The 21,141-nt window shown below is 64.4% G+C and carries 22 protein-coding genes; 16 read left to right on the forward strand and 6 right to left on the reverse strand.

Features of this window, described 5'->3' with window-relative positions; translation table 11 throughout:
* The first annotated feature begins 59 nt into the window (after positions 1-59).
* A complete protein-coding gene (gene dcd / locus ACL9RI_RS04865; RefSeq protein ID WP_422725449.1) occupies positions 60-629 on the forward strand; it encodes a dCTP deaminase in 570 nt (189 codons plus the stop codon).
* Here the strand turns inward: dcd and ACL9RI_RS04870 are convergent.
* Positions 626-1,840: a PrpF domain-containing protein gene (locus ACL9RI_RS04870; protein WP_422725450.1), complete on the reverse strand. Its 1,215-nt coding sequence runs from the start codon at positions 1,838-1,840 to the stop codon at positions 626-628. The genes dcd and ACL9RI_RS04870 overlap by 4 nt on opposite strands.
* Positions 1,841-1,996: 156 nt before the next feature.
* Here ACL9RI_RS04870 and ACL9RI_RS04875 point away from each other — a divergent pair, with 156 nt between their 5' ends.
* From ACL9RI_RS04875 to ACL9RI_RS04890, 4 genes are all read left to right on the forward strand, one after another.
* Positions 1,997-2,344, forward strand: a complete 348-nt coding sequence (locus ACL9RI_RS04875; RefSeq protein ID WP_422725451.1) for a FlxA-like family protein — start codon at positions 1,997-1,999, stop codon at positions 2,342-2,344.
* A 52-nt stretch (positions 2,345-2,396) separates the two neighbouring features.
* Positions 2,397-3,551 carry a sensor histidine kinase gene (locus ACL9RI_RS04880; protein ID WP_422725452.1) on the forward strand — a complete coding sequence of 385 codons (1,155 nt, stop codon included), beginning with the start codon at positions 2,397-2,399 and terminating at the stop codon, positions 3,549-3,551.
* Positions 3,548-4,309 carry a LytR/AlgR family response regulator transcription factor gene (locus ACL9RI_RS04885; RefSeq protein WP_422725453.1) on the forward strand — a complete coding sequence of 254 codons (762 nt, stop codon included), beginning with the start codon at positions 3,548-3,550 and terminating at the stop codon, positions 4,307-4,309. The genes ACL9RI_RS04880 and ACL9RI_RS04885 overlap by 4 nt, the downstream gene beginning before the upstream one ends.
* 114 nt (positions 4,310-4,423) lie before the next feature.
* Entirely contained in the window at positions 4,424-5,227 is an 804-nt protein-coding gene (locus ACL9RI_RS04890) for an alpha/beta fold hydrolase (RefSeq protein ID WP_422725454.1), read from the forward strand.
* A gap of 5 nt (positions 5,228-5,232) precedes the next feature.
* Here the strand turns inward: ACL9RI_RS04890 and ACL9RI_RS04895 are convergent, their stop codons facing one another.
* Both ACL9RI_RS04895 and ACL9RI_RS04900 read right to left on the reverse strand, forming a co-directional pair.
* The gene (locus ACL9RI_RS04895) at positions 5,233-6,750 is read right to left on the reverse strand and encodes an ATP-binding protein (RefSeq protein WP_422725455.1); all 1,518 of its coding nucleotides are present in this window, start codon (positions 6,748-6,750) and stop codon (positions 5,233-5,235) included.
* 2 nt (positions 6,751-6,752) lie between these two features.
* Positions 6,753-7,442 (reverse strand): response regulator transcription factor, encoded by a 690-nt coding sequence (locus tag ACL9RI_RS04900; RefSeq protein ID WP_422725456.1) that lies wholly within the window; start codon positions 7,440-7,442, stop codon positions 6,753-6,755.
* Between the two features lie 195 nt (positions 7,443-7,637).
* Here ACL9RI_RS04900 and ACL9RI_RS04905 point away from each other — a divergent pair, with 195 nt between their 5' ends.
* The 11 genes from ACL9RI_RS04905 to ACL9RI_RS04955 all read left to right on the forward strand — a co-directional run bounded on the left by ACL9RI_RS04905 (position 7,638) and on the right by ACL9RI_RS04955 (position 17,240).
* Positions 7,638-8,141: a Spy/CpxP family protein refolding chaperone gene (locus tag ACL9RI_RS04905; RefSeq protein ID WP_422725457.1), complete on the forward strand. Its 504-nt coding sequence runs from the start codon at positions 7,638-7,640 to the stop codon at positions 8,139-8,141.
* Between the two features lie 35 nt (positions 8,142-8,176).
* Complete coding sequence (locus ACL9RI_RS04910) at positions 8,177-8,836, forward strand: hypothetical protein (protein ID WP_422725458.1); 660 nt, start codon at positions 8,177-8,179, stop codon at positions 8,834-8,836.
* 3 nt (positions 8,837-8,839) lie between these two features.
* Positions 8,840-8,995, forward strand: coding sequence for a hypothetical protein (locus ACL9RI_RS04915; RefSeq protein WP_422725459.1), 156 nt, complete (start codon positions 8,840-8,842; stop codon positions 8,993-8,995).
* On the forward strand, positions 8,953-9,789 hold the full coding sequence (locus ACL9RI_RS04920; RefSeq protein ID WP_422725460.1) for an intradiol ring-cleavage dioxygenase: 837 nt from the start codon (positions 8,953-8,955) through the stop codon (positions 9,787-9,789). Before ACL9RI_RS04915 ends, ACL9RI_RS04920 begins: the two co-directional genes overlap by 43 nt.
* A 170-nt stretch (positions 9,790-9,959) precedes the next feature.
* Positions 9,960-10,496, forward strand: coding sequence for a hypothetical protein (locus ACL9RI_RS04925; protein ID WP_422725461.1), 537 nt, complete (start codon positions 9,960-9,962; stop codon positions 10,494-10,496).
* Positions 10,497-10,559: 63 nt separating this feature from the next.
* On the forward strand, positions 10,560-11,291 hold the full coding sequence (locus ACL9RI_RS04930) for a hypothetical protein (RefSeq protein ID WP_422725462.1): 732 nt from the start codon (positions 10,560-10,562) through the stop codon (positions 11,289-11,291).
* Between the two features lie 4 nt (positions 11,292-11,295).
* Entirely contained in the window at positions 11,296-12,651 is a 1,356-nt protein-coding gene (locus tag ACL9RI_RS04935) for a hypothetical protein (RefSeq protein WP_422725463.1), read from the forward strand.
* Positions 12,652-12,661: 10 nt separating this feature from the next.
* Positions 12,662-14,794, forward strand: a complete 2,133-nt coding sequence (locus tag ACL9RI_RS04940) for a hypothetical protein (protein ID WP_422725464.1) — start codon at positions 12,662-12,664, stop codon at positions 14,792-14,794.
* Between the two features lie 17 nt (positions 14,795-14,811).
* Complete coding sequence (locus ACL9RI_RS04945) at positions 14,812-15,843, forward strand: aminotransferase class I/II-fold pyridoxal phosphate-dependent enzyme (protein WP_422725465.1); 1,032 nt, start codon at positions 14,812-14,814, stop codon at positions 15,841-15,843.
* Positions 15,827-16,567, forward strand: a complete 741-nt coding sequence (locus ACL9RI_RS04950) for a hypothetical protein (protein ID WP_422725466.1) — start codon at positions 15,827-15,829, stop codon at positions 16,565-16,567. Before ACL9RI_RS04945 ends, ACL9RI_RS04950 begins: the two co-directional genes overlap by 17 nt.
* Before the next feature lie 16 nt (positions 16,568-16,583).
* Complete coding sequence (locus ACL9RI_RS04955) at positions 16,584-17,240, forward strand: hypothetical protein (RefSeq protein WP_422725467.1); 657 nt, start codon at positions 16,584-16,586, stop codon at positions 17,238-17,240.
* A gap of 34 nt (positions 17,241-17,274) precedes the next feature.
* Here ACL9RI_RS04955 and ACL9RI_RS04960 read toward each other — a convergent pair whose 3' ends face one another.
* The 3 genes from ACL9RI_RS04960 to ACL9RI_RS04970 form a co-directional block, all read right to left on the reverse strand.
* The gene (locus ACL9RI_RS04960; protein WP_422725468.1) at positions 17,275-18,339 is read right to left on the reverse strand and encodes a sigma 54-interacting transcriptional regulator; all 1,065 of its coding nucleotides are present in this window, start codon (positions 18,337-18,339) and stop codon (positions 17,275-17,277) included.
* Complete coding sequence (locus tag ACL9RI_RS04965; RefSeq protein WP_422725469.1) at positions 18,336-18,647, reverse strand: hypothetical protein; 312 nt, start codon at positions 18,645-18,647, stop codon at positions 18,336-18,338. Before ACL9RI_RS04965 ends, ACL9RI_RS04960 begins: the two co-directional genes overlap by 4 nt.
* 147 nt (positions 18,648-18,794) lie before the next feature.
* On the reverse strand, positions 18,795-21,050 hold the full coding sequence (locus ACL9RI_RS04970) for an Orn/Lys/Arg decarboxylase N-terminal domain-containing protein (protein WP_422725470.1): 2,256 nt from the start codon (positions 21,048-21,050) through the stop codon (positions 18,795-18,797).
* Positions 21,051-21,141: the final 91 nt, after the last annotated feature.

The raw sequence follows: 21,141 nt of genomic DNA on the forward strand, positions 1-21,141 counted from the left end.
GCCGCGCCTGTACTGGCTGCGCCGCCCAGCCACCGATATTCTAGAAAGAAACCCCTGCGATGACGATTAAAAGCGATAAATGGATACGCCGCATGGCGGAACAAACGGGCATGATCGAGCCGTTCGAGCCGGGCCAGGTCAAACAGCGCGACGGTAACCGCATCGTTTCTTACGGCACGTCCAGCTATGGCTACGATATCCGCTGCGCCGACGAATTCAAGCTGTTTACCAACATCAATACCACCATCGTCGATCCCAAGGATTTTGACGCCAATAACTTCGTCGATGTCTCGGGCAAGGGTTATTGCATCATTCCGCCGAACTCGTTCGCGCTGGCCCGCACCGTCGAGTATTTCCGCATTCCGCGCAATGTGCTGACGATTTGCCTGGGCAAGAGCACCTATGCGCGCTGCGGCATCATCGTCAACGTGACGCCGTTCGAACCGGAATGGGAAGGTTATGTCACCCTGGAGTTTTCCAACACCACCCCGTTGCCAGCGAAGATCTACGCCAACGAAGGCGTGGCGCAAGTGCTGTTCTTCGAATCCGACGAAGTGTGCGAAACCTCGTACAAGGACCGTGGCGGCAAGTACCAGGGCCAGGTCGGCGTCACCTTGCCTAAAACCTAATTCAGCTCCCTGAACCAGGCTTGCAATTGCTGCGAGGCCTGGTACAGCGGCACATGGCCGCGCAGCAAGATTTGCGTGCTGCGCCGGTAAGCTGCGCTCAGTATCCCGATCTGGCCGTCCACCTGGCGCGCGACGATGGTCGTATCCAGGATGCCGGCAGGATTTTCTATTCCCACCTGGAACTCCCCATATTCCCCAGTCACTGGCGCAACTTGCCGGGCGATCGCGTGCGCCACCGTGCCCGGGATCAGTGTCGCGGCCGCCAGGCAACAGCCGCCCGAGACGGCCAGCGAGGCATGGCCCGTTTGCGGCGTAAAGTAGCGCGCGGCCAGGTTGCCACCCGCCTGCGCGGGGCCGATAATGCAGAACTTGGGGATGGTTTCGCTGCGCGCCAGCTCGTCTTGGGTCATCAGGGCGCCATCGCGGCGCCGCAAGCCCATGCGTAAACCTGTGGCGATCCAGACCGAGCGGATGGCTGCCATGAAAGCCGCGTCCGCTTCCAGTTCCCGTATCGGTTCCTGCGCCGTCTTGCCGAACTGGGCCGCGTCGGCAATCACCATCGGCACGGCCACGTCCACGCAAGAGACCGTATAAGCGCCGATCACATCCTGCACTGAGCCGGTCGGCAGCAGCTTGCCCGTTTTCGCCCCCACCGGGTCGTGCAGGAACAGGTCGACGGCGGGAAATGCGCCGTGCACGCCGGGAATGGCTGCCGTGGCATAGCCACTATCGGCCAGCTGCGTCATGCGCGAGGTGGTGATCACGCCCGTATTCGTGTTGCGGATGGACACTTCCTGCGGGCCGAAGCTTTCAGATGCCAGCAAGCCCGTGTCGATGCCCCATAGTTGCAGGGCCGACGACATATTGCCGCAATTGACGCTCCAGTCGATATGACCATGTTCGCTGGCCAGTTGCGCCAGGGTACTGACCAGCCGTGCTTGCCCCGCATGTTGTTCCACATCGGCAATAAATACCTTGTTGCTGGTGGCGGGACCCCGGCCCAGGCCCGTGATTTGCCGGTTGCCCGGCTGCGCCCCCGTTTGCGGCACGCCCATCAGGTGGCGCAGCAATTCCTCGCGCAAGTCCTGCTGCGGCGGCAGATACGCTTCCCACAGCACCAGTCCGGTGGACGTACCGCCGCGCATATGGTGGACGGGAAACTCGATTTGGCCTGCATGGAGGCGGGGGTGGAAGTCTGGCAGGGCGGGCATGATGGGAGCGTTGGCAAGAGCAAGCTCCAGTGTGCCAGCTTTCTTGCCATATCACTAGCCGACGCCGTCTTTACCTGGCTTTACACGTTGGCCCATTCATTTGCCGCCGCCCTGGCCGATAAATAAAGGGGCCAGTCAGTGGCATCAGGAGGGTATATGGTTTCAGCAATCTCATCATCAGGCGGCGCCAGCGGCGTCGTCAGCAGCGGTACGGGCAGTAGCAATAGTTCACAAATTGCCACACTGCAAAGGCAAATGACTGCCGTGCAAAAGCAGCTGGACGATACGCAAAAGGGCCAGCAGACGGACGCCACGCAAAAGCTGCAGCAGCAGCTGGCCGACCAGATCGCTGCCTTGCAGGCGCAGATTGCCCAATTGCAGGCTGCCGCCGCGCAACAAACGGCCCAGCAGACGACGCCGCCGCCCGACGGCGCCGACACCAGCACCAGCCAGGTCCGCTCGGTATCGTCTACCCTGGGTAGCGTGATCGATACTTACGCCTGAGAGTGCCGGATTTTTGCTCGCCAGCAAGGCTTGTGGCCGGTACACTAGGGGCATGACAAGAAAAGCAAGTTTGATGCTGGGCTGGCGATCCCTGTGGGAGCTGCGCCCGCAACATGAAGTCTCGACCATTACGCGCCTGCTGGGCGCATCCGTGCTTGCGGTCGCCCTGGCACTGGGTCTGATGAGTTTCGTCGCCATTTTTGGCCGGGTGGAGCGCCCCGGCTGGTGGTGGGCGTCGCTGTTGCCCAATATCGGCATCTGCCTGTGCATCGTCTGGACACTGTTCGGTGTACTGCGTGTTGCCGAGCGCTACCTGCCCGAACCGCTGCTGCAGCGCATGTCGCAGGTGCGCGATATCCGCGCCGGCATGATGCTGGGCGGATTGTCCCTGACAGGCATCATCCTGGGCATGACGGTCGGCTTTACCATCGTGCCCATGCTGCTAGATTTCAAGCTGTGGGGCATGTTTATTTCCCTGCCTGCCGCGCTGACCAAATTTGCGGTGTTTATTTTGTTGCTGATGGCTGCCAACTGGGCCTGGTGGCGCTCGCGGCTGCGCCAGCAGCAATTGCAGAATCAGGTGACGCAGGCGCAACTGCGCCTGTTGCAGGGCCAGATCGAACCCCACCTCCTGTTTAATACCCTGGCCAATATTCAAAGCCTGATGGATGTCGAACCGGCACGGGCGAAACGGATGCTGGAGACGTTTTCCGGCTACCTGCGCGCCAGCCTGGGCCAGTTGCGCCAGGGCGACAGCAGCCTGGAAGCGGAACTCGAGATGGCAGGCAATTATCTGTCCCTGCAGCAGATACGCATGGAGCAGCGCTTGCGTTTTAGCATCACTGCCAGCGAAGAAGCGCGGCTGGCCCAGATGCCGACGCTGATGCTGCAGCCGCTGGTGGAAAATGCCATCGAACATGGACTGGCGCCCAAGCTCGATGGCGGCAGCATACTTGTCCATGCAGCGGTGAGTGAAGGGCGGTTGCTGGTGCGCATCCTTGATGATGGTGTCGGTCTGGCGGCGCCCCGCAAACGCCTGCGCCCGGGCAATGGCATGGCGCTGGCCAATCTGCGTTCGCGCCTGCTGGCACAGTTTGGCACGCAGGCGAGCCTGATCTTGCGCGAGTGCGATGATGGCACCGAAGCCATGCTGGAACTGCCTTACCGCTGCAGTATAAGCACCACAGTGGCGCAGGCGGCAGCATGATGCGCGCCCTGATCGCGGACGATGAACCGCATCTGGCGCAGTATTTGCGCGACCAGTTGCTATCCCTGTGGCCCGAACTGCACATCGTCCATCTGGCGCGCAATGGCATCGATGCGGCCGCGCGCATCGCCGAGCTGGAGCCCGATATCGCGTTTCTTGATATCGACATGCCTGGCCTGACCGGCCTGGAGGTAGCGCAAGGCATAGAAGGGCATACGCGGGTGGTGTTCGTCACGGCGTTTGATGCCTTTGCGCTACAGGCCTTCGAACATGCCGCGCTCGACTACGTACTCAAGCCGGTCAGCACGGAAAGGCTGGCCCGCACGGTGGCGCGCCTGCGTGCAGCACCCGCCATAGCGCTCCCCACGGCGGCCCTGGCGCAAGCCTTGCAGCAGTTGACGGGGGCGGCCGCGTTCACCCTCACGCCGCGTCCCCGTTTGCGCTATCTACTCGCTTCCCAGGGGGAGCGTACGCACCATATCGACGTTGCCACGGTGCGCTTTTTCCACGCCGATGACAAGTACACGGTGGTGTCCAGTGTCGATGGCGAATTTTTGCTACGCACGCCCGTCAGCGAGTTGGCCAGCCAGCTCGATCCCGAGCAGTTCTGGCAGGTACACCGTTCTACCGTGATCAACCTGGCCTGGCTGGAAGGCACGCGCCGCGATGCCGCCAGCCGTTTATTCCTGCGCATGCGCGGCCACGCTGGCGAGCTGCCCGTCAGCCGCGCTTTCGTCCACCTGTTCAAGGCCATGTAGCGGCGTTCAACTGGCCCGCTTGCCATCCGTCGCGCCGGCTGTCGATTCGTCGCACAGGCCGTGCTTTGTCCGGCGGCCTTTGCCATGCTGGTGTTTTCTTTGATGGAGACACCGATGTTCAAGGCTATACCGATGCTGTTTTGCCTCGCCGGCGCGGTCCAGGCTGCGCCTGCCACGCCACTGATCGATACTATTGACGGGCGCCAGGTGGAGTCGCTCACATTGCGCCATCCCGGTTCCAGCGACGTGGTGGTGTTCGAGAGTGGTTCGCGCGGCACCATCGCCGCATGGGGCACGGTGCCCGAACGCATAGCGCAGGAGGCCTCCGTCTTTGTGTACAATCGGCCCGGTTACGGCCATAGCGCGGCCGCTACCACGCCACGCGATGGCCGCACCGTGGTCGAGGAGTTGCGCAGCCTGTTGCGCCAGAAGGACTTGAAGCCGCCGTATGTGCTGGTCGGCCATTCGCTGGGCGGCTTGTATATGCAGCTGTTTGCCAGGACTTATCCGCAGGAAGTGAAAGCGCTGGTGCTGATCGATGCGCTGTATCCGCGCATGGTGAAGGGGACGCAAGAGTTTCCCCTGCTGACGCGTATCGCCGGCCAGCTGTTCTTTTCACGTTCGGTGTGGCGCGAAATCGAACAGATCGATGCAACAGGCGAGATGGTCTTGCGCCTGCCTGCAATCGATGACAAACCGATGGTGAGGCTGGTCAATCAACCCGTGTCGAAGACGGCGATTGCCGTCGATTTTGGCGCGTTCCGGATGGACAAGGCCACGCGTGATGCCGTCCGCGCGCTATACCCGAAAGCGCAGACGGTGGTAGTCGACTCCAGCCATCAGATGGCGCTGACGTCGCCGGAGGTGGTGAGCGAGGCCATCTTGCAGATGTTGACCAGCTCCGGCGCATCAGATTAAAGCAATCAGCCTGGCATCTTTGCCGGCAAGATCATCTCTACGCTCAGCCCGCCATTGCTGCGGTTGCCGGCGGTGATCGTGCCGCCATGGGCGCCGATCACGTGCTGGGCGATGGCCAGGCCCAGGCCATGGCCATCGGTGGATTTTTGTGTATTGCTGGCGCGGAAGAAGGGTTCGAAAATGGCGCCCAGGTCGGCTGCCGCCACGCCGGGACCCTGGTCGAGCACGGCGATGCGCACTTGCCGGCCGCCGTCGAGCAGCGAAGTTGCCACTTCCACCGCGCCGCCGTCGGGGCTGTGCTTGATGGCGTTGCGCACCACGTTTTCCACCGCCCGGCCCAGCAGGTCGGCCTGGCCCGTCACGATGGCTTCGCCGATATCGGCGTCGCCGCTGAGGCTGATGCTGATCTGGCGTCCGCCTGCCTCGTAGCGGGCATCTTCCACGATGTCGTGCAGCAAGTCGGCGATGCTGAAGTCTTCGCTGAGCGGGTTGACGGCCGCCGCTTCCAGCCGCGACAGGGTCAGCAATTCACCGATCAGCTTATCCATGCGCACGCTTTCGCGTTCGATGCGCTCCATCGACGCCGCCATTTTCTCGGGTTGCTGGTGGGCCAGGCCGATGGCGGCCTGCAGCCGCGCCAGCGGCGAGCGCAATTCATGCGAGACATCATGCAAGAGCCGCGTCTGGCTATCCATCAGGTTTTGCAGGCGTCCCGTCATGCGGTCGAAATCGTGGCCCAGGTCATTCAATTCGTCGCCGCCCGGCTTGTTGCGGAAACGCGGCGCCAGGTCGCCGCTGGACGCGCCTTCGAAGGCCAGCCGCAGGTCGCGGATGGGACGGGCGAAATACCAGGCCAGCAAGAATGCGAACAGCAGGCTGGCCACGGTGGCGGCCACCACGGGAATGAAGCTGCGGTAAGGCGTCATCATGCGCGGGCCGGACGGCATGCCGCCCATGTCGCGCATGCCATTCATCCCGCCCAAGGGAGCGCTTGCCATGGCGCCCGGTGGCGGTGCGCTGGCGTCAGCGGAGGCGCGGCCGGGCGGCATGGTGCGGGGATCGCCCATCACGATGGCTTGCAGGGTATCGCGGGCGCCGCCGGTATCGAAGCTGCGGAAATGTTCGGAATACGGCAGGAACAGCAGCAGCCGCACGCCATCGGCGCCTTCCAGTTCGCGCACCACGCGCCGGCCCATGTGCTGTGCCCGCATGGCGCGCGCCTTGGCCAGGGTCGCTGGCTGGACATGACGGCCCAGCAATTCGTGGCCTTGTGCATTGACGGCATACACGCGCAGGTGTTCCGTTTGCACCAGCAATTGGCGCAGGGCATTGCTGCCGCCAAACTCCAGGGTGGCGGCAGCCGCATCGATGGCCATCTGCGCGGGCGGGCTGGTATCGATATCGAGCAGGCGTTCTTGCTGGGCAGCACGATTTTTCAGCCAGAAGGTGCCGCCGATGCCGATGGTGGCGGCAAACTGGGCCAGCAGGATACACAGGAAAAACTTCCAGAACAGGCGTCCCACGCTTATTCCTTGATCAGCTGATAGCCTAGCCGGTACACCGTCTGCAGGCAGGAACGGCCATCGGAAAGGCAGCCGAGCTTGCGCCGCAGGCTGCTCAGGTGTACATCGATATTGCGGTCGAAGCGGGCCATGGGACGGCCCAGTCCCAGTTCGGACAGCTGGTTCTTGCTGACCGGCTTGCCTGCCTGGCGCACCAGCACTTCCAGCAAATTGAATTCCGTGCTGGTCAGTTCCAGATGGGTGCCGGCCCAGGCGGCGCGGCGCTGCTGCGGCCACATCGTCAACTGGCCCACGCTCAGGGGCGCGGCGCCGGAATTGTCTGGTTGCACCGCCTGCGAGCGGCGCAGGATGGCGCGGATGCGGGCCGTCAGTTCGCGTGGCGTGCACGGCTTGGTGACGTAATCGTCGGCGCCCAGCTCCAGTCCGACGATGCGGTCCGTATCGTCGCCGCGCGCCGTCAGCATCAGGACCGGCATATTGCTGCCGGCGCGGATGCGGCGCAAGGTTTCCAGGCCGTTCATGCGCGGCATCATCACGTCGAGCACGGCGATGGCGTACAGGCCTGTCAGCGCTTCGGCCGAGCCGGTTTCGCCGTCATGCACGGCCCGCGCCGCAAAGCCTTCCTGTTCCAGGTATTCCTGGAACATGCCTACCAGCTCCACATCGTCGTCTATCAGCAGTACCTTGCTCATCCTTTGCGCGTCTTTCCCATGTTCACAGATTGTCTTGTCCCGATGATAGCAGCCAATCGGCGGGTGTTACACAGCGTTTTACGCGGTTTTACACACAAGCGCTCACATTCCTTTACATGCTTTTACTTAGTACTAACGTTGCTTTACACGCCAGCACCGGACAATCAATCTTCATCAAAACGAGAGGGAAATCCCATGAAACATCGACAAACGATGCTGTTCCTGCTGCTGTCGGCCGGCCTGGCCGCGCCGCTGACGGCCAAGGCGCAGCAGGGGCCTGGCTTTGGCCTCGGTCCCGGCACCGGCATGGGGCATCACGGCCCGGGCCATGCTGGCGACGGCGTGCCAGCTTTCCTGCGCGGCATCGAATTGACCGAGGCGCAGCAGGACAAGGTATTTGCCGCGACCTACGCCCAGGAACCGCTGTTGCACGAGCAAAAGAAAATCGCCTTCAAGGCGCATGCGCAATTGCGCGCCCTGGCCGCTTCCGCCCAATACGATGACGCCCAGGCCGCCACCCTGGCCAATACCGCAGCGCAAGCCACTGCCAGGATCAGCCTGGAACATGCGCGGCTGGAACAGCAACTGCTGGCTTTGCTGACACCGGAACAGCGCACGCAACTGGCCGCCCGTCAAGCGCGCCACGAGGGCGGTCCTGGCCGCCAGGGACAGCGTCCACGTCCGCCGGCACCTGTGTAATCAAGCCTTATCTATTATAAAAAGGGGAATACAACATGAGCATCAGCGCCTTATCGTCCAGCAGCAACCTGCAATTGAACGCCTTCAATCGCCTCGACGGCAGCACGGCCAGCGCTGCAAGCAGCGCCACGGGCGGCACGCCGCCGCAAAAGCCCGATGACAACGGTTTCCTGGATGCGATTTCCAGCGCCCTGTCATCGATCGGCGTGACCGTACCCAATACCGATAGCGATAGCACGACGGACAGCAGCACCGCTGGCAGCACCAGCGCCGCCAGCGGCAGCGATGCGGGCCAGGCGCTGGGCGCCTTTTTGCATCAATTGATGGGCAGCCTGCATGCGCAGGGTGCCGGCCAGGCTGAAGGCCAGGGCAAGGTTGCCGGCGAAGGCGGCCACCACGGCGGCGGCAGGGGCGGACCCGGCCATATCGAGTCGGACTTGCAAAGCCTGATGCAGAAATTGTCGTCCAGCACAGACAGCACCGGCAGCACCGACGGTAGCAGCACGGGCAGCGACAGCAGCGTCAGCGATTTGCAATCGAGCTTCGCCAATCTCTTGACCTCACTGAGCGGCAGCAGCGACGGTAGCAATGCCAAGCTGGGCAGTTTCCTGCAATCGCTGTCGGGCAGCCTGGGCGGCGCCAGCGGCGCCACCAGCCTGCCAGCGGCCGGCAACCTGGTCAACACCACGGCGTAAACCATGGAGCGCAAGCCAGCCAGCGTCACGTTCAGCCAAGCCGCCAGGCGCCTGCTGTTCCTGTGCGCCAGCCTCAGTCCGGCGCTGGCCAGCTTGCCCCATTTGATGGAATATGTATGGATACACCTGTTGTCGACCTGGCATCCAGGGTCGAAATGATGGACCGGCGCCAGGCAGAACGGCGCCGGCTGCTGCGCTGGATGCTGGTGGGCACGGCGACCTTGCCCCTGATCGGCTGCGGCGGCGCCAGCGACGCCACCGCGCCGGCGAGCGCGCTGGAGGCGGCGGATGTCACGGAATCGGCAGGGGCTTGCGCCGTGATACGCGAAGAAATGGCGGGGCCGTATCCGGCCGACGGCAGCAATACCTATGCCGGCAGCATCATCAATGTGCTGAACCAGCCCGGCATTGTGCGCAGCGACATCCGCAGCAGCTTCAACGGCGGCACGGCAGTGGCCACGGGCGTACCCCTGAGCATACGGCTGCAGCTGCTCAATGCCGGCGCCGGCTGCGCCAGCCTGGCCGGCTACGCCATTTATATATGGCATTGCGACCGCGAAGGCCGCTATTCCCTGTATTCGAGCGCGCTGGCAGGGCAGAATTATCTGCGTGGACTGCAGGAAACGGATGCTGACGGCATGCTGGCCTTTACCACCATCTTTCCGGCTTGCCAGCCAGGCAGCATGCCGCATGTACACCTGGAAATCTATCCCAGCCTGGTGCAGGCGGCCAGCGGCAGCAACCGCATCAAGACTTCACACTTCACCTTCCCCAGGGCGCCCCTGCAGCAGATCTATGCGGCCAGCGGTTATCAGGCCAGCGTGGCGAACCTGGCGCAGCTTGGCGACAGCAGCGGCAGCATCGGCCCGGCCAGCAGCCTGCAGACGGCCCGTTTGACGGGCAATGCTGCCGATGGTTATGTGGCCACCTTGCGTATCGCCATCAATGGCTGACGACTAGCCACTGGCGCCGAAACACGTTTCGCCGTCTTTCGGCAGTGCATGAGCACTGGCGAAACCCGTTTCGCCGTATCGCTCGCAATGGCCTCATCTTCCCTGGCACGCCCCTTGCAACAGGAAGGCAGGACCACTGTCCCGCCCTTTGTCATTTGCCGGAGCCTGCCATGACCAGCCGCCTGCTTGCCTATCGTCCTGAACTGGAAATGCCGCCGCCTGGCGGCAGCCGTGCGTCTGCGTTGCTGCAACAGGATGGGCTGGTCCTGGCGGCCAGGCTGCTGGAGGTGGCGGGGCCGCGCCAGTTCGACGCTTTCCTGTCGCAGATGCTGGCTGGCAATACCTGGCAACGCCCGCTGCGCCAGCTGCTGGGCGTCCTGATAGCGCCGCTGCTGCCGCTGCACGGCAGCGGCCAGCAGCGGGCCGCGCGTATTTTCGGCCTGGAACTGGAAGGCCTCAGCCCGGAAGACCGCGAATTTGCGCTGGCGCGCCACGTTGTGGACCTGATCGCTGCGGTCGCCGCGGCGCTGGCTCAGAGCAGCGGCAGTCTCCAGGCGCCAGGGGAGCAGGTGGAAACGGCCTTGCTGCAGGTAGCCCGCAAGCTGGCGCCAGGGCTACTCGGACAGCTGGCGGCAAGGGGGCAGAAAAGTCTGCAGCAAGGCCGCTGGCGCCGAGAAGGCGGGCACCTGGTGGTGCTCGATTGTTAGCCGGGCGGCCTGGCCCTCCGGCTCTGTAGTCTCAACCTTAGTGTCAACAGACAGGAGCTCATCATGCATGACATCGATCGTACGACCCTGGAATATGGCCAGGAAGCGTCTGGCTACGAAGCGGAACAATTTGAATTCGGCCAGGGCGAGTGGAGCGGCGAGGGCGGTGCGAACGCCATGTTTTCAGAGTCGGAAGAAATGGAACTGGCAAATGAATTGTTGTCGGTCAGCAACGAAGCGGAACTGGAACAGTTTCTTGGCGACTTTTTGCGCAAGGCCGGCTCGGTAGCCAGCGGCATCATCAAGTCGCCCGTCGGGCAAGCCATCGGCGGCGTGCTCAAGGGCGTGGCGAAAAAGGCCATTCCGCTGGCCGGCGGCGCCATCGGCGGCTATTTCGGCGGCCCGCTGGGCGCCAAGATCGGCAGCGGCCTGGCGTCGGCGGCCGGCAATGCACTGGGCCTGGAAGCGGAATCGTCATCGAACGAAGAGCGCGAATTCGAGGGCGCGAAACAATTCGTGCGCCTGGCCGCCGACACGGTCAACCGCGCGGCCCAGGCACGCGGCAATGGCGACCCGCGCGCCATCGCGCAGGCGGCGGCCACGGCGGCGGCGCGCCAGTTCGCCCCTGGCCTGCTTGGCCGTCCCGGCAGCCAGCCCGGTGGCCAGCTCGCCGCCCAGAACGGCGCCGCCGGCGTGGGTGCGTATGGCGCCGGCCAGGGGCAGGCGGGGCGCACGCGCCCGTCCAGCGGCCGCTGGGCGCGCCAGGGCCACAAGATTGTCCTGTACGGCGTCTGACATCATGGCCATCGGCGCCTATGCGGGGTGGATGCTGGGCCAGGAGGCGCGCTCGCTGCTGACGCGCCTGGGGCGGCTGGAGCCGTTCGTGCTGATCGAGCCGATGGTGCAGGCGGCGGCCCTGATGCCCAGCGCCCAGTCGGCCATCGAAAGCCAGCTGGTGCAGGGACGGCGCGAATTGCGGCGCCTGGTGGCGCAGTTCCAGCACTGGCTGCGCAGCGAACTGGCCGACAGGAACAGCACCGCCACGGCCGCCGAGGCGCAGCGCCGCTTCACCTTTTTACGCCTCAAGTTCAACGCGGCCCTGACCCAGTTCGACCTGTTCAATGAAGTGATCACCCAGCGCAGCGAGCACCAGACGGGCGTGTGGCTGTCCGGTCTCGACATCGTTTCGGCCGATGCGCTGGCGCTGTCTGGCCCGTACTTCCAGGCGCCGCCCGTGATCTGCTACCTGGACCGGGGGCCGGGCGCCGCCATCCGCCGTGCCCGCACGCGCCTGCCCGGTGGCGGCGACAACCCCGTCGCCATCATCCGTCTGCCGCGCGAACGCATGGTCGGCAGCGGCATCGCGTCTTCGCTGGTGCACGAGGTGGGCCACCAGGGCGCCGCGCTGCTGGACCTGGTGGCGTCGCTGCGGCCCGTGCTGCAGGCGATGCAGCACGGCGGCAGCGGCGAAGTGCGCGTGTGGCAGCTGTGGGAGCGCTGGATTGCCGAGATCGTGGCCGATTTCTGGTCGCTGGCGCGCGTGGGCGTGGCCGCCACCCTGGGCCTGATCGGCGTCGTCAGCCTGCCGCGCGTGTTTGTCTTCCGCCTGAATGCGGACGATCCGCACCCGGTGCCGTGGCTGCGCGTCAAGCTCAGTTGCGCGATGGGGCGGGCCTTGTATCCGCATGCGCAATGGACGCGTATCGAGCAGCTGTGGCAAGCCTACTACCCGCTGGCGGGTGTGCCTGCCGGGCAGCGGCAACTGCTGCTGCAACTGCAGGCCAGCATGCCGGCGCTGGTGGGCTTGCTGGTGCAGCACCGCCCGCCTGCGCTGCGCGGCCGTTCGCTGCCTGAAGTGATGGAGGTCCGGCTGCGCCAGCCGGCGCTGCTGGCCCGCCTGTTCCGCCACTGGGGCCTGGTCCCGCGCCAGATGTACCAGGCAGCGCCGACACTGGTGTTTGCGGTGCTCGGCCAGGCGCGCGCCAGCGGCAGCCTGGGCCCGGAAGATGAAAGCGAGCTGCTGGGCCGTTTGCTGACCCATTGGGCCTTGCGCAGCACCCTGGACACGTCGGAATTGTGCAGCGATGTGGTGCAGCACGGCTATCGGCCCGGCAGGGCCCCGCCGCGGTTCGCATCCCGTTTGATTATCCATTGAGGAGAATGACATGAGCAGCAAGAGAACGGCGGCGGCCCCGGCGGGCCCGAAACAGCAGAGTGGCAGCATTGCCGTCACCGTGCATGAGCAGCACAGCGGCACGCGCCTGGTCAATGCCGCCATCAGCCTGTACAAGGGTGTCGATTGCCAGCAATTCGCGCCTGGCGGCTGGACGCCCGAACCGGCGCAGCTCGTTGGCGTGCGCTGGACCGACGGCACGGGCGGCACGGTATTTGCCGACCTGGCGGCGGGCAGCTACGTGGCCCTGTATGGCAATTTCCCTGTCACGCCGCCCCAATGCGTGCAGGTGCAGGCCGGTTGCGGCGCCGTCATCTGCTTTGCGCCGGCACTCAATCCCCAGGTCGACCTGACGTTCGAGACGGCCGACTGCCGCACCAGCGATTGCAGTTATGGCCGGGTAGGCGAGCGCGCCATCGCCGCCGTCAGCTTTGACGGCGACCAGAGTGCCGATGGCCGCGAGCAGGTGAGGGTGGTGGCGGCGGCGCCGTGGAAACCGGTGGCGAAGCTGGATCACACCTTTGCCACCATCGTGCGGCGCGCGGGCGCCCACCGCTTCGCGGGCCAGCTGATGCTGGCGCAGCGTCCCGAGGTGCGCAGCGCGCTGCCGGGCCCCGATGGCCTCAGTCCCGACGCCATGCTGGCGGTGGGCGCCGCCTTCGACAGCGAAGAGCGCCAGCCGCTGCCGGTCGCCGGCAGCGTGGGCGTGTCGCTGACGCGCACGGAAACGGAGCCGACCGAGGACCTGCCTCTGTGGACCTTGATACGCAACAGCACCGAGGCGATGTCGTTCACCAATTACCTGCATTTCATGGACAGCCTGTTTTGCCATGAGGTAGCCAGTGTGCGCGGCTTCGAGCAGGAACGCTTCCAGAAGAAGGCGGAGGCCTTCCAGCAGCTGCGGCAGCGGCGCGTGCTGCCATTCTCCGATGCCGATTCCTACCGCGTGCTGAAGGTGGCGACGGAAGCGTTCGTGATGGTCAATTGCGGCGTCTTGAACCAGCCGCTGGCGTTCAATCCGGCAGAGGACAATGCCTACCTGGACCGGCGCGACATTCCGCCCGGGCGCGACCTGGAGACGGTTCTGCGCACCGAATACCTGGAAGACGTCGATGGTTTCCAGACTTTGCCCTACCTGGCCGTGATCCGCCGCAAGCTGCCCGATATCCCGGTCAGCATTCCGCGCGGGCAGGAGGGCGAGGTGGACCTGTGCTTCGGCATCCTCCAGGAAAAACTGAGTAATCCCTGCCTGCTGGAATTGATCTGGTCGTACTGGCATGAGGAAGGCATGCTGGTGCAGACCATGAACGCCATCACCCAGCGCTTCCAGAACCTGCGCGCGCCCGGTACGGGTCTCGACCCGCTGTCGAACACGGAAATCGACATGCTGCGCCCGCTCAACAATCTCTTGTGGGGCTACACCCAGGACGAACAGCACCGGCTGACCGTGGTGCGCCGCAATTACGAGTATGACCATCATTACGGCGTGCGCCTCGATGGCAAGGCCGTGCGCCATTTCCGTCCTGCCGACAGCCGCTCGAAGTTCCTCGAAGCGTTTCACCATTTGCTGCGCCTGCTGACCTCGTTCTACCGGCAGGATGACGACACCACCGTCAAGGCCGACGCCTTTCCCGTGCTCAATGCGCTCAAGGAAGTGCACCTGATCCTGTCGCAGGGCGCGCATAACCAGTTTGGCGACTTGCCCTCGACGGCGCGCATTGAAATGCTGATGCAGCAATGGCTGCTGGCGCGGCCGGAATTCCGCGAATTCCTGCCCACCCGCATCATGGTGGCGTACCCGGAACCGTGGATGGACCGGGTCGATGCGATGAAAAAACTGCAGGGCTGGACCGATACCAGCGTCATGCATTTTCGCAGCCTGGCCATGTTCGGCGAACAGCTGCTGTTGTCCATTCGCTACGGCAACTGGAGCGATATCTACGAACCGACGCAGGCGTTCAACTGGGCCCGTTTCTGGCGCCCGCAGGTGCAGGGCTATATCCACGCCTACCGCGCCGCCACGGGGCTGGACTTGTCCGTCGACGCCAGCGACCCTGCCGCCGAAGGCACGATGCCGTCCGTGCTGCTGCGCCAGCGCCTGAGTCAGCAGGTGCGCAATGCCTGACAGCGACAAGGCGGCGCATGCGCGACTTCACCAGCGCCCTGTACCTGGGCATGCGCCATCCATCGCCGGCCCTGGCGCCGTGGCAGGCGCTCACCCTGGGCAAGCCGGCGGCGCTGCAGGAAGCGGCTGGCGCGCGGCGGGTGGCGGCCAGCCTGGCGCGGCTGCAGGGCTGCGAGGCAGCCTGCCTGCTGCCATCCACCTTGCACCTGTTTTTCGATGTCTTCGGCATGCTGGCGGCCGACCGGCTGGCGATCCTGGCCGATGGTGGCAGTTATCCGGTGGCGCGCTGGGCTGCTGCCCTGGCGCAGGCGCGGGGCTTGCCGCTGAAGCTGTTTTACGCCGGCGATTACCTCCGCCTGCAGCAACTGGTCAGTGATTTTGCGCGGCAGGAGCGCCGGCCGCTGATTCTGGCCGATGGCTACCAGCCTGGCTGCGACAGCGCGCCGCCCTTGGCCCGCTATGCGCAGGTCGCGCGGCAAGGCGGCGGTTATCTGCTGCTCGACGATACGCAAGTGCTGGGAATTCTGGGACCGCAGGGCGGCGGTTCGCTGCGCGCGCAGGGCTTGCGGGGCGATCACATACTCATCGGTGCGTCGCTGGCCAAGGGCTTCGGTGTGCCGCTGGCCGTGCTGGCGGGCAGTGCGGCCATGCTGCAGCGCTTCGCGGCGTGCAGCCAGACCCGCGTGCATTGCAGCCCGCCATCGGCAGCGGTGCTGGCGGCGGCGCGGCGCGCCCTGGACGTCAATGCGCAGTGGGGCGACGTCTTGCGTTCCCGCCTGGCCGCACGGGTCGCGCAATGGCGTGGCGGCCTGGCGCAAGCAGGCATCGCTTGCCGGGGCGGCGATTTTCCCGTGCAGCGCTTGCCCGGCTGCGCGGGACTGGCAGGACCATTGCAGGCGGCGGGCGTGCTGGCGCTTGGCCAGGGGCAGCAATATGGGCAGGGCGCGCTGACTTTTTTATTGCGGGCCGACCATGCGCCACATGAACTGGAGCAGGCGATGGCCATCCTTAAACAGTTGCACAGGAGGCGTTATGGACGAACTATTTGAAGTACTGCCCTTTCATCGTCAAGTGCATCGCCAGGCGAACAGCCAGCGGGAAGAGGCGTGGGAAGGCGAATGGGAAGGGGAGCGCTGGCGCGCGGGCGGCGGGCGTTACGGCGGTGGCGGCGCCAGGGTGCGTGCGCCGCTGCGCGGTCCGCGCCGGCCGGCGCCACTGCGCTACCAGCCGCGCCGCACGCCGCTGCCGCATGCGTATCCATTTCCCTATCTGGCGCCCCGCTACGGGGGCTGGCCAGGCCTGTATCCGCTGCCGGCGGGACAGGACGATGGACAAGCCGATGCGCCGGGCGATGCGCCGGACGGCAGCGAGGGGGAAGTGCCGGCGACCCTGGCCGCCACCCTGGCGCGCCTGCCTGAAGCGGCTGCGCTGAGCTATCGGTCGCTGGGGCCGCTCGATGCAGCCGTGCGCGATCCGCATAGCACGGGTCCCGGCCTGTATTTGATCGAATTCGACGCGGGCGGCCGTCAACGGGCCTACAGTGGCCAGACGGACGACTTGCGCCGCCGCCTGCTGCAGCACCGGCTGTGCGGCCAGATACTGGGTATCGATATGCGCGGCCACCAGGTGTATGTGGCGCCGCTGTCGTCGGCGGCGCAGCGGCGCAGCATCGAGCGGCGCATCCACGACGACATGTTTGCCACGCGGCGCGGGGTGCTGACAAATCAGCGGCGCGAGCTGGAATTGTCGGTGCTGGGCGAGACGTGGATCTGACGACGGGGAGGTCATCATGCATCAAGCGGAATGTACCTGCGCGGCATGCCGCCGGCGAGCCGGCGTGGCCTTTGAAGTGCTGGAGTTTGGAGAAAGCCGGCCGGGCAGGCAGGGCGCCATGGTGTTCAGCGAAGCAGAGGAGTTACAGCTGGCCATGGAATTACTGTCAGTGGGCAGCGAGACGGAGCTGGAGCAATTCCTCGGCAATATCTTGAAAAGTGCGTGGAAGGGGCTCAAAAAGGCGGGTTCGGCGATCGGCAAGGTGGCCGCGCCGCTGGGAGCAGTCCTGAAAACGGTCGCCAGGACGGCCTTGCCCTTCCTTGGCGCCGCGCTGGGCTCGGTGATCCCGATTCCCGGCGTGGGCACGGCGCTGGGGACGGCCCTGGGCAAGGCCGCCAGCAGCGCGCTGGAAAGGGAGTTTGCGGAAGCAAGCCCGCAGCGGGAGGAAGCAGAAGAATTGGCAATGGCGCGCCGTTTCGTGCGTATCGCCGGCCAGGCGGCGCGGCTGGCGGCCGATGGCGATGGCAGTTCCCGCGCGCTGGACAGCGCCGTGACGCGCGCCTTGCACCGGCACTTGCCGTATTTCCGGTCGGGGCCACCTCCCATGGATGAGGAAAGTGGCCGCTGGCGCCGCCGCGGCAACCGCATCGTGGTGATGGGCGACTGGACGTGAGGGCACTATTGCTTTGATTTAAAGCAACTTATAGCTATGCAACACCATTGTTTCTGGCGCCGGCTGCCTTGCGGCGTATCTGCAGCGCGCGGTCGGTGATGCCCAGGCGGGCGGCGGCGCGCTGGTTATTGCCTTGTTCTTCTTCCAGCGCCAGGCGGATGGCGGTCTCGGTGGCGCTGCGCGTGATGCTGGGCAAGTCCATTCCCAGGGCCAGGGCGCGGCCGATGGCTGCTTCGAATTGCGGGTCGGGCCACGCTGGCGCCAGCAGTGCTTCGTCGGGTGGCAGTGCGCCGATGGTGATGGGGCCGGGGCCGCAATGGCGGTGCCACAGGCGGGTGACGGTCTGGCGCAAGTCGCGCACATTGCCGGGATAGTCGCGCAGCAGCAGGTATTCGCGCACGGCCGGGTCCAGCGGCGGTGGTGTTTGCCGTGCCAGCTGCGCCAGTTCCTGCAGAAAATAATGTGCCAGCGGCAAGATATCGTCTTGCCGTTCGCGCAGCGGCGGCGTACGGCAACGCCAGCCGGCGATGCGGTAAAACAGGTCGGCGCGAAAGGCGCCCCGCGCCACCTCCGCTTCCAGCTCGCGGTTGGTGGCGCAGACGAGGCGAAATTGCGTCGGTTGCCAGCTGTTGCCGCCTACCCGCTTGTATTGGCGTTCCTGTATCGCCCGTAGCAACTGCGCCTGCATGCTCAAGGGCAATTCGCCTATCTCGTCCAGAAACAGTACGCCGCCATCGGCCAGCGCAAACGCGCCGTCGCGCGCGCTGGCAGCGCCCGTGTAGGCGCCCCGTTCATGGCCGAACAGTTCGCTGCCGCCCAGCTCGGGCGACAGGGTAGTGCAGTCGAGCACCGTGAAGCCGCCGGTACAGGCGCTCAGGCGATGGATCAGCTGCGCCAGGACATCCTTGCCGGTGCCTGTTTCGCCCGTGATCAAGATGGACGCCTGGCTGAAGGCGGCGATTTCCACCACCTCATGCAGCAAGGCAAGCCAGGTGTGGCTGCCGCCAGCCAGCCTGCCATCGACCGCGGTCGATGCCAGCAACTGCGCCACCGCTTGCCAGCGCCGCAGCCGCGCCAGTACCTGATCCACGGCGATCATGCCCGATGGCCAGATGGCCAGATGAGCAGATCGAGCGGACCTGCCGCGATCACGGCCCGCTGCTGCTCACAGCTGGGCGGCGCAGCGCAGGCGGCAATCGCCAGCACGCGATGCTTGCCGCACAAGCCAGGCAGCGCTTGCAGCACGAGGGGCGTGGTTTCGGAAAACAGCACCAGGCCATGGCCGGTGTCCCCATACTCGCCGTGCCGCACGATCGTGAGCTGAGCCTGCTTCAAGGCGGCGAGCAGCAAGGCGCCACTGCCGGCCGCCGCCTGCTGCAGTACTTCCAGCAAAACCGTGAACGCCATATTGCCACCCAAAGCACCGCCGCAAGCGCGTCAGCCGCTCATCATAGAAGCGGGCCATCACAGGCGCTTGATCTGGCATAAGCGTGCGCCATAAAAAAACGCCGCCTGATCCAGGACCAGGCGGCGTTCATTTGCTGAGGGTATTGCTTAGTCTTGCTTCACGCAGTCCACGAAGTAGCCACGCTTGCCATCGACTTCGCGCTTGACCAGGCCATGCACGTCCGTCTCGAAGCCGGGGAAGCGCTCGTTGAAGTCGCGTGCGAAGCGCAGGTAGTCGACGATGGTCTTGTTGAAGCGTTCGCCAGGGATCAGCAGCGGGATGCCCGGTGGGTACGGCGTCAGCAGGATGGACGTGATGCGGCCTTCCAGGTCGTCGATGGCCACGCGCTCGATTTCGCGGTGGGCCATCTTGGCGAAGGCTTCCGACGGTTTCATGGCGGGGATCATGTCCGACAGATACATTTCCGTGGTCAAACGCGCCACGTCGTAGGCCTTGTAGAAATCGTGGATTTGCTGGCACAGGTCGCGCAAGCCCATTTTTTCGTAGCGCGGGTTGGCTGCTGCGAATTCCGGCAGGATGCGCCACATCGGCTGGTTCTTGTCGTAATCGTCCTTGAACTGTTGCAACGCCGTCAGCAAGGTATTCCAGCGGCCTTTGGTAATGCCGATGGTAAACATGATGAAGAAGGAGTACAGGCCGCATTTTTCAATGATGACGCCGTGTTCCGCCAGGTATTTGGTGACGATGGACGCAGGAATGCCCGTCTCGCCGAACTGGCCATCCAGGGACAGGCCCGGGTTGACGATGGTGGCCTTGATCGGGTCGAGCATGTTGAAGCCGGGAGCCAGGTCGCCGAAACCGTGCCAGTCGTCCTCGGCGCGTATCATCCAGTCCGACTGCTGGCCCATGCCTTCGTCGTTGAAGTTGTCCGGACCCCACACCTGGAACCACCAGTCCTTGCCCCATTCCTGGTCGATCTTTTTCATGGCGCGGCGGAAATCGAGCGCTTCCATGATCGATTCTTCCACCAGCGCCGTGCCGCCCGGCGCTTCCATCATGGCCGCGGCCACGTCGCAGGAAGCGATGATCGAGTATTGCGGCGAGGTCGAGGTGTGCATCAGGTACGCTTCGTTGAAGGCGTCCTGGTCCAGCTTGACCTGGTCCGATTCGCGCACCAGGATTTGCGACGCCTGCGACAGGCCGGCCAGCAGTTTGTGCGTGGACTGGGTCGAGAAGATCATCGATTCCTTGGCGCGCGGACGGTCCTTGCCGATGGCGTGCATGTTTTTGTAGAAATCGTGGAAGGTGGCGTGCGGCAACCATGCTTCATCGAAGTGCAGGGTATCGATCTTGCCGTCCAGCATTTCACGCAGGGTTTCCACGTTGTAGATCACGCCGTCGTAAGTCGATTGCGTGATGGTCAAAATGCGCGGTTTCTTGTTTTTGGCTTCACGGGCGAACGGATTCGCTTCGATCTTGCGGGCAATGCTTTCCGGCGTGAACTCAGCCAGTGGAATCGGGCCGATGATGCCCAGGTGATTGCGGGTCGGCATCAGGAACACGGGAATTGCGCCGCACATGATGATCGAGTGCAAGATCGATTTATGGCAGTTACGGTCGACCACCACGATGTCGCCTGGCGCTACCGTCGAGTGCCAGACCATCTTGTTCGAGGTCGAGGTGCCGTTGGTGACGAAATAGCAATGATCGGCATTGAAGATGCGCGCCGCGTTGCGCTCGGAAGCGGCCACAGGGCCGGTATGGTCGAGCAGCTGGCCCAGTTCTTCCACGGCGTTGCAGACGTCGGCGCGCAGCATGTTTTCACCAAAGAACTGGTGGAACATCTGGCCGATCGGCGACTTCAGGAAGGCCACGCCACCCGAGTGGCCAGGGCAGTGCCAGGAATAGGAGCCGTCATTGGCGTAGTGCACCAGTGCACGGAAGAATGGCGGCGACAGACCGTCCAGGTACGATTTCGCTTCGCGGATGATGTGGCGCGCGACGAATTCCGGCGTATCTTCGAACATGTGGATGAAACCGTGCAGTTCGCGCAGGATATCGTTCGGGATATGGCGCGACGTGCGCGTTTCGCCGTACATATAGATAGGAATGTCGGCGTTCTTGTAGCGGATTTCTTCGACGAAGGCGCGCAGGGACTTCAGCGCGATATCGGTGTCTTCGACCGAGCCGGAACCGAATTCTTCATCGTCGATCGACAGCACGAAGGCCGACGCGCGCGATTGTTGCTGGGCAAATTGCGACAAATCACCGTAGCTGGTCACGCCCAGCACTTCCATGCCTTCTTTTTCCATTGCGGCGGCAAGGGCGCGAATGCCCAGGCCGGACGTATTTTCAGAACGGAAATCCTCGTCAATGATGACGATGGGGAAACGGAATTTCATGCATGTCTCCAAAAAAGCAAGCCGCCCCTGACTTGTATGGAGGGGCGGACTAGGGCGCGACGGCTAAGCGGTGAGTCATGCCTGGCAGTCG

It is taken from the genome of Janthinobacterium sp. Mn2066, from assembly GCF_049319705.1.
GTDB lineage: Bacteria > Pseudomonadota > Gammaproteobacteria > Burkholderiales > Burkholderiaceae_D > Janthinobacterium.